Annotated in this window: 7 protein-coding genes, 16 tRNA genes, 2 rRNA genes and 1 pseudogene (1 of these 26 cut by a window edge); 1 reads left to right on the top strand and 25 read right to left on the bottom strand. The window is 39.9% G+C overall.

Annotated elements, in window-relative coordinates:
• Nucleotides 1-115: 115 nt before the first annotated feature.
• From trmL to AC0OM3_RS26760, 8 genes and pseudogenes are all read right to left on the bottom strand, one after another.
• Entirely contained in the window at nucleotides 116-604 is a 489-nt protein-coding gene (gene trmL / locus AC0OM3_RS26795) for a tRNA (uridine(34)/cytosine(34)/5-carboxymethylaminomethyluridine(34)-2'-O)-methyltransferase TrmL (protein ID WP_000538147.1), read from the bottom strand.
• A 58-nt stretch (nucleotides 605-662) separates the two neighbouring features.
• Nucleotides 663-1,550 (bottom strand): amidase domain-containing protein, encoded by an 888-nt coding sequence (locus AC0OM3_RS26790; protein ID WP_208906460.1) that lies wholly within the window; start codon nucleotides 1,548-1,550, stop codon nucleotides 663-665.
• Between the two features lie 44 nt (nucleotides 1,551-1,594).
• Nucleotides 1,595-2,737 carry a tRNA epoxyqueuosine(34) reductase QueG gene (queG, locus tag AC0OM3_RS26785; protein WP_000345216.1) on the bottom strand — a complete coding sequence of 381 codons (1,143 nt, stop codon included), beginning with the start codon at nucleotides 2,735-2,737 and terminating at the stop codon, nucleotides 1,595-1,597.
• 199 nt (nucleotides 2,738-2,936) lie between these two features.
• A tRNA-Gly gene (locus tag AC0OM3_RS26780) sits at nucleotides 2,937-3,010 on the bottom strand.
• 115 nt (nucleotides 3,011-3,125) lie between these two features.
• Nucleotides 3,126-3,776: a DsbA family protein gene (locus AC0OM3_RS26775; protein ID WP_000841306.1), complete on the bottom strand. Its 651-nt coding sequence runs from the start codon at nucleotides 3,774-3,776 to the stop codon at nucleotides 3,126-3,128.
• Nucleotides 3,777-3,963: 187 nt separating this feature from the next.
• Nucleotides 3,964-4,741 (bottom strand): annotated as a pseudogene (locus AC0OM3_RS26770) (transglycosylase domain-containing protein).
• 492 nt (nucleotides 4,742-5,233) lie between these two features.
• On the bottom strand, nucleotides 5,234-5,695 hold the full coding sequence (locus tag AC0OM3_RS26765; RefSeq protein ID WP_000400456.1) for an NUDIX hydrolase: 462 nt from the start codon (nucleotides 5,693-5,695) through the stop codon (nucleotides 5,234-5,236).
• A gap of 146 nt (nucleotides 5,696-5,841) precedes the next feature.
• A complete protein-coding gene (locus AC0OM3_RS26760; protein WP_000532952.1) occupies nucleotides 5,842-6,561 on the bottom strand; it encodes a YebC/PmpR family DNA-binding transcriptional regulator in 720 nt (239 codons plus the stop codon).
• A gap of 351 nt (nucleotides 6,562-6,912) precedes the next feature.
• Between AC0OM3_RS26760 and AC0OM3_RS26755 the strand changes: the two genes are divergently transcribed.
• Entirely contained in the window at nucleotides 6,913-7,233 is a 321-nt protein-coding gene (locus AC0OM3_RS26755) for a DUF3884 family protein (protein ID WP_000149742.1), read from the top strand.
• A gap of 212 nt (nucleotides 7,234-7,445) precedes the next feature.
• Here the strand turns inward: AC0OM3_RS26755 and AC0OM3_RS26750 are convergent.
• The 17 genes from AC0OM3_RS26750 to AC0OM3_RS26670 form a co-directional block, all read right to left on the bottom strand.
• Nucleotides 7,446-7,527: transfer RNA gene (locus AC0OM3_RS26750), tRNA-Leu, on the bottom strand.
• A gap of 10 nt (nucleotides 7,528-7,537) precedes the next feature.
• Nucleotides 7,538-7,608: transfer RNA gene (locus tag AC0OM3_RS26745), tRNA-Cys, on the bottom strand.
• A gap of 14 nt (nucleotides 7,609-7,622) precedes the next feature.
• Nucleotides 7,623-7,697: transfer RNA gene (locus AC0OM3_RS26740), tRNA-Gly, on the bottom strand.
• Nucleotides 7,698-7,702: 5 nt separating this feature from the next.
• A tRNA-Gln gene (locus tag AC0OM3_RS26735) sits at nucleotides 7,703-7,777 on the bottom strand.
• 63 nt (nucleotides 7,778-7,840) lie between these two features.
• Nucleotides 7,841-7,916: transfer RNA gene (locus AC0OM3_RS26730), tRNA-His, on the bottom strand.
• 21 nt (nucleotides 7,917-7,937) lie between these two features.
• Nucleotides 7,938-8,011, bottom strand: a tRNA-Trp gene (locus AC0OM3_RS26725).
• 7 nt (nucleotides 8,012-8,018) lie between these two features.
• Nucleotides 8,019-8,102: transfer RNA gene (locus AC0OM3_RS26720), tRNA-Tyr, on the bottom strand.
• A 10-nt stretch (nucleotides 8,103-8,112) separates the two neighbouring features.
• Nucleotides 8,113-8,188, bottom strand: a tRNA-Thr gene (locus AC0OM3_RS26715).
• A gap of 18 nt (nucleotides 8,189-8,206) precedes the next feature.
• Nucleotides 8,207-8,282, bottom strand: a tRNA-Phe gene (locus AC0OM3_RS26710).
• A 9-nt stretch (nucleotides 8,283-8,291) separates the two neighbouring features.
• A tRNA-Asp gene (locus tag AC0OM3_RS26705) sits at nucleotides 8,292-8,367 on the bottom strand.
• A 3-nt stretch (nucleotides 8,368-8,370) separates the two neighbouring features.
• A tRNA-Met gene (locus tag AC0OM3_RS26700) sits at nucleotides 8,371-8,447 on the bottom strand.
• A 26-nt stretch (nucleotides 8,448-8,473) separates the two neighbouring features.
• A tRNA-Val gene (locus tag AC0OM3_RS26695) sits at nucleotides 8,474-8,549 on the bottom strand.
• Between the two features lie 4 nt (nucleotides 8,550-8,553).
• Nucleotides 8,554-8,628 (bottom strand) — tRNA-Glu (locus AC0OM3_RS26690).
• A gap of 17 nt (nucleotides 8,629-8,645) precedes the next feature.
• Nucleotides 8,646-8,737, bottom strand: a tRNA-Ser gene (locus AC0OM3_RS26685).
• Nucleotides 8,738-8,739: 2 nt separating this feature from the next.
• Nucleotides 8,740-8,814: transfer RNA gene (locus AC0OM3_RS26680), tRNA-Asn, on the bottom strand.
• 8 nt (nucleotides 8,815-8,822) lie between these two features.
• Nucleotides 8,823-8,938 (bottom strand): 5S ribosomal RNA (rrf, locus tag AC0OM3_RS26675).
• Between the two features lie 100 nt (nucleotides 8,939-9,038).
• Nucleotides 9,039-11,248: ribosomal RNA gene (locus AC0OM3_RS26670) — 23S ribosomal RNA — on the bottom strand; it runs 713 nt beyond the window's last position.

The raw sequence follows: 11,248 nt of genomic DNA, 5'->3' as shown, positions 1-11,248 counted from the left end.
CCGTCTTATCTATTTTTAATCATATATCCCATTCTATATGATTATGTCCCCTCTTTTAAATGTATGATTATATATTATTTTTATTTTATAAAAAAAAGTCGCCATATGGCGACTTTTAATAAACGATTTCTAAATCTAATCCAGGGTAATTTTGTTGACGGAACGCTTCATAAATTAAAATTGCTGCTGTATTAGATAAATTTAATGAACGTACTTTATCTGTCATTGGAATACGTAAACAATGATCAAAGTTTTCTTCGATTACATTAGCTGGTAAGCCGTTTGTTTCTCTTCCAAATACAAAATAGTAATCCTTCTCGCGCTTGCTATAGTCAAACGCTGTATGAGCTTTCTCGCCATACTTTGTTAAATAGAAGAATTCACCGTCTTTATTTTTTTCATAAAATTCTTCAATTGAATCATAGTACGTAATTTTTACGTGCTGCCAATAATCTAATCCTGCACGCTTTAACATTTTATCATCCGTTGAAAATCCAAGCGGTCTAATCAAATGTAATTCTGTTCCAGTTGCTGCACAAGTACGAGCAATATTCCCTGTATTTGCTGGAATTTCTGGCTGATATAAAACAACATGTACTCCCACGCGATATTCACCTCTGTTTTTTGTCTACTACGTATTATACCACTTGAGCGAAAAATCTCTACCCATTAATAATATGAAAGAATTTATATTTCATTTGTGGTGTATATTTACTAGAGTCTTCATAGTTCCAATAACGTCGACGGCTATTCGCTGAATGTGCATTTACAAGCGGCATACCATCTGCATCTTTTGCTACTACAATCGTCGTATGATTCCATCTTCCGTCATCCTCGAAATCATAAGCAATGACATCTCCAAGAATAAGTTCTTCTGGCCTCTCTACCGCCTCTGCTCGAAGTCCTGTTGTAGCACCTGACAAATACCAATAAAAAGAATGTGCAACAGCCCAGCTCCAGCTCCACTGATTCTCCCTTTGCCACCATCCTTTACGAATATTAGGATATCCGCTCATAGGTACTTCTCCAGTATGAAGACATTGAGAAATGAAATTCGTACAATTATCAGGGAAATTACGATACATAGGATTTCGGTCATCCCACCAACGCTCTGCATATTTCACTGCCTCTAAACGATTATACTGATAAGAACCGTACTTCTCTTTCGTAATTTCCCTTTCTAATGTCTCACCCATTCTAATTTCTTCTGACACTTCAATAGCATAATCGCCTATAATCCGACTATTATTTAAACAAACTCTTCGTTTTAATTGTTCCTCTTCAATATAAAATAATTCTTTATGCTTAATTAAATATTTAAAATGTATTTGATAATCAATTTCTTGATGGTCATTACTATTTAATTGTCTAATGAAAGAAACATCCGCAGTTGCTTTCACTATATGTGCACTACGTCTTTGAAACAATTGTTTCTTTCTCAGTGCCATTTGTAGTAAATCCTCAGCAATACCATCCAAATTCGTTCTTTTCTCCGTTATATATGCTAAAAATTGTTGTAATTGGTTTTCAATCTTCGTTTTTACAACCATTCTGTCTCCCTCCCATATTACAATATGAAAAAGGGAAATATTATCTACTCTTTTTTCTGTGCTAACAATTCAAGCCCGCGATTCATTTCATGAAGCACTTCTTCATCTTTCTCACGTTCCATCGCTTTCTCAATCGCTTCGCCTACTCCATCTCCGCCAATTTTCCCAAGTGCCCATGCTGCCGTTCCGCGTAGTACTGGTCTTGGGTCATCTTTCATAACACCAATTAAATCAGGAATTGCCGATGTTTCTTTAAAATGTGCTAATGCTAAAATCGCATTTCTTTGCAGTGGCTTTTTCCCTCTCCATGACCCTGACATAATCCCATATTTCTCTTTAAAATCACGATTACTAATTGTTAAAAGTGGCGTTAATAATGGTTTAACTAGCTCAGGATCCGGCTCCATCTCAGGATGATTATGAAAATCCATTCCTTTGTTTTTCGGGCAAACAGTCTGACACGTATCACATCCATATATACGATTTCCTATTTTATCGCGATATTCTTCAGGTAGGAATCCTTTCGTCTGTGTTAAAAACGCAATGCACTTCTTCGAATCTAACTGTCCCCCCTGTATTAAAGCACCGGTAGGACAAATATCGATACATTTCGTACAGCCCCCGCATTGATCTTCTATCGGCTTATCTGGCGGGAATGGAACATTTGTAATCATTTCCCCTAAGTATACGTACGAACCAAATTCAGGTGTAATAATAGAGCAGTTTTTACCGCTCCATCCAATGCCTGCACGCTCTGATACAGCTCGATCACTTAATTCACCTGTATCAACCATGGACTTCACTTCTATATCCGGAAGTTTTTCAATTAAATATGCTTCTAATTTTTGCAAACGATCTCGTAAAACAAGATGATAATCTTGTCCCCAAGAAGCACGACAAAAAATCCCACGGCGTTCTCCACGCTTACTTAATGGTGCATTTTTTAATTTTGAAGGATATGCTAAAGCAATCGCAATAATTGATTTAGCACCCGGTAATAACAGTTGCGGATTCGTTCTCTTCTCTATATCAGGCTCTTCAAATCCAGATTGATAATTTAATTGTTGTTGCTGGATTAAGCGCTGCTTTAATTCCTCAAAAGGAGAAGCACTCGCAAAGCCTATTTTATCTATGCCAATTGTTTTACTATACGCAATTACATCTTGCTTTAATTGTTCAAAATCCACTCTTAATCGCCTCCTCAGATGAATCCATCCCTTATGTAACGACTCTATTGGTTAGTAATTCACTTTTGGAATACTATTATTTACTTCTATTTTCGCATGTAATTAGGTTTTTCAAACATTAAAAAACGCAATGCCTCGTTTATCTCGGAAACGAAACACTGCGTTGATCACAATTTATAGAAAAACATTTAATAAAATTTGGAGCGGGTGAAGAGAATCGAACTCTCGACCAGAGCTTGGAAGGCTCTTGTTTTACCACTAAACTACACCCGCAAATATGAATTACATATAAGATATTAGAATAACTTATGTAAAGTAGTATAGCATGTAAAAAAAGTAGAGGCAAGAATTTTATCGAAAAAAGTCGAAAAAGTGATGAGAGACCTCATCACTTTTTCAATTCTTTATCAATTGCCTTCTTCATACTATCGAAATCAGGGTTTGCAAGATTTCCGTTTACATATACAGAAGGAGCACCTTGAACTTTTAATTTTTGAGCACGATCTGAATCTTTACGTACTTTTTCTTTAATGTCTTTACTGTGTAAATCTTTCTTAAATTGCTCTACATCAACTTTTGGAAGTTTTTCTTTCACAATGCTAAGAAGCAAATCTTCTGTAATCCATTCTTCCGTATCTTTCTTTTGATTTTGATAAATCTCATCATAGAAAATCCAGAATGAATCTTTATCTTGTTTATAAATTGCTTCACCAGCTGCTGCACCTAAATCCGAGTCTTTTCCGATAAATGGGAAGTTAATAAAATATAACTGCACTTTGCCTTTATCAATATACTCTTCTTTTAATCGAGGTAATACTGTTACATCCCAAGTACGACAAGCAGGACATTTAAAGTCTCCAAATTCAACTACCTTAACTGGAGCATCATCTTTCCCTAAAGATTGTTGCGTAGAATAAGCAAACATCTCATTCCCTTTATCTTTTTTGTCATTTATGATGCTATACGCAATTGTTCCAATTACAATCAATACTGCGATAGAAAAAACTATACCAAGAGCCATGAGTTTATTTGATTTCATATACATTCCTCTTTAAATTCATATTCTGTATACAGCATTGTACACAATACACATAATATCAACACTTATATACGTCACGCAATGAACACGCTCACATAAATTACAAAAACACAATAATTGTGACGATATTGTGTCACAATTTGTCACAATTTATTCAAAAAAAGAAGCTCCTCTGTAGGAACTTCTCTTAACTTACTGCTTTTTTACGCGCGCTATTTAACATCGACTGCTCTATTTTTATATCATGACGAATTACTAATTTCTCACTAACTGCTTGAACATACTCATCATGGCTTATATAGCCTTCTTTTCTCCATTAGTCTCAAAACGACATTTCGTCTCTCTACTGCTTTATCATAGTTTTGGGCAGGTGAGTAATAAGCAGGTGCTTTTACTACAGCAGCCATCATTGCACTTTCAGCCAACGTTAATTGGTTCACCTTTTTACCGAAGTAAAGGTTTGCTGCTTTTTCAATTCCCCACGCTCCTTCTCCATAATAAATATTACTTACATATAATTTTAAAATTTCATCCTTCGTAAATGTGCGTTCAATTTTTTTCGTATAAAAAATCTCTTTCCACTTACGAGAAAATGTACGTTCATTTGTTAAAAAGGCATTTTTAGATAGCTGTTGTGTAATCGTGCTTCCTCCTTGCACGACACCACCAGCCTTTATATTCTCAACTGAGGCCCTAATAATTGCTATATAATCTAAACCGTTATGATGATAAAATCTTTTATCTTCTGTCGCAATAAATGCATGTGTTAATGATTCTGGCACCTCTAACTTAGCCGGTACATGTAATTTACTAATATCACTTTTCTCAATCATTACATTTCCAATGAATAATAACGTACAACTTAACAATAATAATAATATAATGGCTTTATAAAAAAGTTTAGTCATTGGATTTAATGCAACTTTTTGATGATAGTTCACCCTAGATAATACTCGTTCTTTCATCTTGAACACCTCTTTTCCACACAGCATATAACTCTTACTTTAAGAATACATTGTTGTAAAAAAATATCCCATCGATTTCTCTTACACGTACCTTACATCATTGTAAGGTATAAAGTGAAACTTTAATGAGCCCTCATCAATCAGGCTTACTGCCCAGCAAATAGTGGGATAAAAAAGTATTGTATCACAGTATTTTTTTATCTACTATTCATCTGAAATATTGAATATAGGTTATGTTAAAGCACGAATAACCAATAAAAGAGAAACCCTTAAGACTATTATATTTTCACTTTACACTTTAATTATATCATCTACAAATATATATACTTTTGACTATCTAGTAATCTAAATGTATATAACATATAGATTTATTATACAGAACAAACGTTCTAACAATCAATACTAGTGCTATTATTATTTTGACCTTTTTCTTAAACAGTATACAAAAAAGAGTAGTGATTCGAATGTATCTCAAATCGGCTACTCTTTTCTTTACAATCTTCCTATTAAATTATACGGCTGTACTTCCCACGTTTCATACGGAATAAAATGTGTTGCTCTCATTGCATCAAGCGTTCTGGATTTCATATGAGGACGCGTTATATACTCATCTATGTTCTCTTCATTTAAATCAACAAATTTAGCCTCTTGTATCTCTTCAGGTTGAGTTTTTATTTCACCACTTATATATGCTACTTTAAAAACAACAGCTAGAATATGCATAGAGGTATTATAATAAACCCCTGTAATTCCGATAGGCTTCACCGTTAACCCTGTTTCCTCTTTTATTTCCCTACAGACAGCTTGATCGAGCGCTTCGCCTTCTTCTACCTGTCCTCCTGGCAACTCCCACGTATCAGCTCGCCAGTGCACTTTTGTTAATAACACTTCATTTTTTTCATTTGTTAAATAACCTGCTACAGCAACTATATGCTTTGGTGTCTTATGTTCCATATTAAGCCTCCTAGAGATAATGAATATTATATATATCCCTATAATCATATTCACTACCTACAACAAAATACCTTTAATACTTCATCACCTTAATTAACTTCATAAAAAAGACCCTATCCGCTAAGCGAAAAGGGTCATCTATCGTATTACTCTCCTAAGTCTACGTTGTGATAAACTTGTTGAACATCTTCCAAATCTTCTAATGCATCAACCATTTTCTCAAATTGTGCTTGAGCATCTTCAGGAAGTGTTACATCACTTTGTGCAAGCATTGTTAATTCTGCAACTGTAAACTCCTCAACGCCAGCACCTTTAAGTGCAGATTGTACTGCATGGAATTGATCTGGTTCAGCATACACGATAACAGAATCTTCTTCTTCTAGAATGTCACGTGCATCTACATCTGCTTCCATTAAAATTTCAAGAACTTCATCTGATGTTTTACCTTCAAGGCCGATAACAGCTGTCGCATCAAACATGTAAGCTACAGAACCGTTCACACCCATATTACCACTATTTTTGCTAAATGCAGCTCGTACATCTGCTGCAGTACGGTTTACGTTATTTGTAAGTGTATCTACAATAACCATAGCTCCATTTGGTCCGAATCCTTCATAACGAAGCTCGTCATAATTTTCTTCTGAACCGCCTTTTGCTTTTTCAACTGCACGATCAATAATTGTTCTTGGAACATTGTATGTTTTCGCACGCTCTAATACAACTCTTAGCGCTTGGTTTGATTCTGGATCTGGCTCGCCTTGTTTTGCTGCCACATAAATTTCACGCCCAAATTTCGCGTATATACGGCTTGTATTTGCATCTTTTGATGCTTTTTTGTCTTTAATATTGTTCCATTTACGGCCCATACTTTCCACTCTCTTTCCCGTTTTAAATCTACATAAAAATATTAATATGAAATATAATGTGTGTTCAACACATTTTTAAAAGAAATATAAAAAGTTCATTTTTGATTCATATTACAGACATAATATAAATCACTATCATTTTGTTCTTTCGACAAGTTATATTATACATGAATTCCTACGTTTATTACGAATTTTAGAAGCACATAGTATAATTTAACAAAAAGACTCTAACATTTCTGTTAGAGTCTTTTTATATTGCCGATACCGATTTCTATAATATTTCCATAATTACTTTCTATTGTTATATAATAAAAATAGGAAATAATTTGAAGAAAAGATGGAGGGAGAATTATGACACATTCAAAAGACAAAAAATCACATGCTTTTAAAGGAATAGGAGATAAGTTAAACCCAACTATCTATCAAGTAAGATTCATGAAATTAGATGAAACAATCCAATTTGAGGCGTTTCCTGAATTGAAGGAATTAGGGGACTGGTTAAGTACTTCAACACATATGTGGGCGTGCCACTCAACTATGTATAAGTACAACAGAGAAGAGTTTGAAAAGAAGTTTTTAGAAATTACAAACTTAACCGTTGATAATGTACTAATATCTACTGGTGGTGTCGGATTTAACTTCATGTCACCGGGGTGGAGAAATTCTCTCTAGAGTGCTCGAAAGGAATATTGTATATGCAATATTCTGCTGGAATTTTATAGTATACAACAATTAAAAGGATACAAATGAATGTTTGTTTTTATCCTTTTAATGTTTCGCAGTTTACTCACCGTACACTTTTTCTGCTTATTTTGTCATGTAATGAAAAGAAAACACAAAAAAACTCTATACTAATTGTATAGAGTTTTTTACGCCGTTCATGATACCGATGGTCGGGGTCGAACCGACACTCCCGAAGGAACACGATTTTGAGTCGTGCGCGTCTGCCAATTCCGCCACATCGGCACAAAAGAAAAGGCGGCAACCGGATTTGAACCGGTGATAAAGGTTTTGCAGACCTCTGCCTTACCACTTGGCTATGCCGCCATATAAAATTTTATTGGAGCGGAAGACGGGATTCGAACCCGCGACCCCAACCTTGGCAAGGTTGTATTCTACCACTGAACTACTTCCGCAAAAATGGCTGGGCTAGCTGGATTCGAACCAGCGCATGACGGAGTCAAAGTCCGTTGCCTTACCGCTTGGCTATAGCCCATCGAATTCTTACTTAATTATATGTAAGTATCCATTAGATTATTTGTAATTTTTAAAATAAAAATGGGGCGACTGATGGGAATCGAACCCACGAATGCCGGAGCCACAATCCGGTGCGTTAACCACTTCGCCACAACCGCCATGTTGTGTAAATATATATTTGGCAGGGGCAGTAGGAATCGAACCCACACTGGAGGTTTTGGAGACCTCAGTTCTACCTTTAAACTATGCCCCTATGTAAATGGTGGAGGGGGGCAGATTCGAACTGCCGAACCCGAAGGAGCGGATTTACAGTCCGCCGCGTTTAGCCACTTCGCTACCCCTCCGAAACTTACATGGTGCCGGCTAGAGGACTTGAACCCCCAACCTACTGATTACAAGTCAGTTGCTCTACCAATTGAGCTAAGCCGGCATATTTTATTAAAATAAATGGTGGCTCGGGACGGAATCGAACCGCCGACACGAGGATTTTCAGTCCTCTGCTCTACCGACTGAGCTACCGAGCCTTATTAAAATGGCGGTCCCGACCGGGGTCGAACCGGCGATCTCCTGCGTGACAGGCAGGCATGTTAACCACTACACCACGGGACCATTTGGTTGCGGGGACAGGATTTGAACCTGCGACCTTCGGGTTATGAGCCCGACGAGCTACCGTGCTGCTCCACCCCGCGATAATACTATTCATATAAAAATTATATGGTGGAGGATGACGGGATCGAACCGCCGACCCCCTGCTTGTAAGGCAGGTGCTCTCCCAGCTGAGCTAATCCTCCAAAGTGGTGACCCGTACGGGATTCGAACCCGTGTTACCGCCGTGAAAGGGCGGTGTCTTAACCACTTGACCAACGGGCCAAATATTATAAATCCTATGGCGGAGAGCAAGGGATTCGAACCCTTGATACGCTTGTGACGTATACACGATTTCCAATCGTGCTCCTTCGGCCAACTCGGACAGCTCTCCAATGGCTCCGCAGGTAGGAATCGAACCTACGACCGATCGGTTAACAGCCGATAGCTCTACCGCTGAGCTACTGCGGAATAATATTGCCTGGCAACGTCCTACTCTCACAGGGACAAGGTCCCAACTACCATCGGCGCTAGAGAGCTTAACTTCCGTGTTCGGTATGGGAACGGGTGTGACCTCTCTGCTATCATTACCAGACATTATTCTTTTGAGACAATCATTATTATAACTTATTTACTTTAAAAGTCAACAAGTTTTTTATGTTCTCTCAAAACTAGATAACATTGCTACATATTATATGGTTAAGTCCTCGATCTATTAGTATTCGTCAGCTCCACATGTCACCATGCTTCCACCTCGAACCTATCAACCTGATCATCTTTCAGGGATCTTACTAGCTTACGCTATGGGAAATCTCATCTTGAGGGGGGCTTCATGCTTAGATGCTTTCAGCACTTATCCCTTCCGCACATAGCTACCCAGCTATGCCCTTGGCAGAACAACTGGTACACCAGCGGTGCGTCCATCCCGGTCCTCTCGTACTAAGGACAGCTCCTCTCAAATTTCCTACGCCCACGACGGATAGGGACCGAACTGTCTCACGACGTTCTGAACCCAGCTCGCGTACCGCTTTAATGGGCGAACAGCCCAACCCTTGGGACCGACTACAGCCCCAGGATGCGATGAGCCGACATCGAGGTGCCAAACCTCCCCGTCGATGTGGACTCTTGGGGGAGATAAGCCTGTTATCCCCGGGGTAGCTTTTATCCGTTGAGCGATGGCCCTTCCATGCGGAACCACCGGATCACTAAGCCCGACTTTCGTCCCTGCTCGACTTGTAGGTCTCGCAGTCAAGCTCCCTTATGCCTTTGCACTCTACGAATGATTTCCAACCATTCTGAGGGAACCTTTGGGCGCCTCCGTTACACTTTAGGAGGCGACCGCCCCAGTCAAACTGCCCACCTGACACTGTCTCCCGGGTCGATAAGACCCGTAGGTTAGAATTTCAATACAGTCAGGGCGGTATCCCACCAGCGCCTCCACCGAAGCTAGCGCTCCGGTTTCAATGGCTCCCGCCTATCCTGTACAAACTGTACCAAAATTCAATATCAGGCTACAGTAAAGCTCCACGGGGTCTTTCCGTCCTGTCGCGGGTAACCTGCATCTTCACAGGTACTATAATTTCACCGAGTCTCTGGTTGAGACAGTGCCCAAATCGTTACACCTTTCGTGCGGGTCGGAACTTACCCGACAAGGAATTTCGCTACCTTAGGACCGTTATAGTTACGGCCGCCGTTTACTGGGGCTTCAGTTCAGAGCTTCGCTTACGCTAACCCCTCTCCTTAACCTTCCAGCACCGGGCAGGTGTCACCCCCTATACTTCGCCTTACGGCTTCGCAGAGAGCTGTGTTTTTGCTAAACAGTCGCTTGGGCCTATTCACTGCGGCTTTCCGTTAAGAAAGCACCCCTTCTCCCGAAGTTACGGGGTCATTTTGCCGAGTTCCTTAACCAGAGTTCTCTCGCACACCTTAGGATTCTCTCCTCGCCTACCTGTGTCGGTTTGCGGTACAGGCACCTTTTATCTCGCTAGAAGCTTTTCTTGGCAGCGGGGAATCAAAGACTTCGCTCCATAAGGAGCTTCCCCATCACAGCTCAGCCTTTATGATAAGCGGATTTGCCTACTTATCAGCCTAACTGCTTGGACGTGCACAACCAATCGCACGCTTCTTCTATCCTTCTGCGTCCCTCCATTGCTCAAACGATAAAGAGGTGGTACAGGAATATCAACCTGTTGTCCATCGCCTACGCCTGTCGGCCTCGGCTTAGGTCCTGACTAACCCTGAGCGGACGAGCCTTCCTCAGGAAACCTTAGGCATTCGGTGGACGGGATTCTCACCCGTCTTTCGCTACTCATACCGGCATTCTCACTTCTAAGCACTCCACCAGTCCTTCCGGTCTGACTTCACTGTCCTTAGAACGCTCCCCTACCACTGATACCATTCGGTATCAATCCGCAGCTTCGGTGGTGTATTTAGCCCCGGTACATTTTCGGCGCAGAGTCACTCGACTAGTGAGCTATTACGCACTCTTTAAATGGTGGCTGCTTCTAAGCCAACATCCTAGTTGTCTAAGCAACTCCACATCCTTTTCCACTTAATACACACTTTGGGACCTTAGCTGGCGGTCTGGGCTGTTTCCCTTTTGACTACGGATCTTATCACTCGCAGTCTGACTCCTAAGGATAAGTCATTGGCATTCGGAGTTTGACTGAATTCGGTAATCCGATGAGGACCCCTAGTCCAATCAGTGCTCTACCTCCAAGACTCTTACACTTAAGGCTAGCCCTAAAGCTATTTCGGGGAGAACCAGCTATCTCCAGGTTCGATTGGAATTTCTCCGCTACCCACACCTCATCCCCGCACTTTTCAACGTGCGTGGGTTCGGGCCTCCATTCAGTGTTACCTGAACTTCACCCTGGACATGGGTAGATCACCTGGTTTCGGGTCT

The sequence above is a fragment of the Bacillus sp. FAU20 genome, from assembly GCF_056033865.1.
Note: the sequence above shows the minus strand (reverse complement) of the source record. Positions and strands in the feature narration are given on the sequence as shown.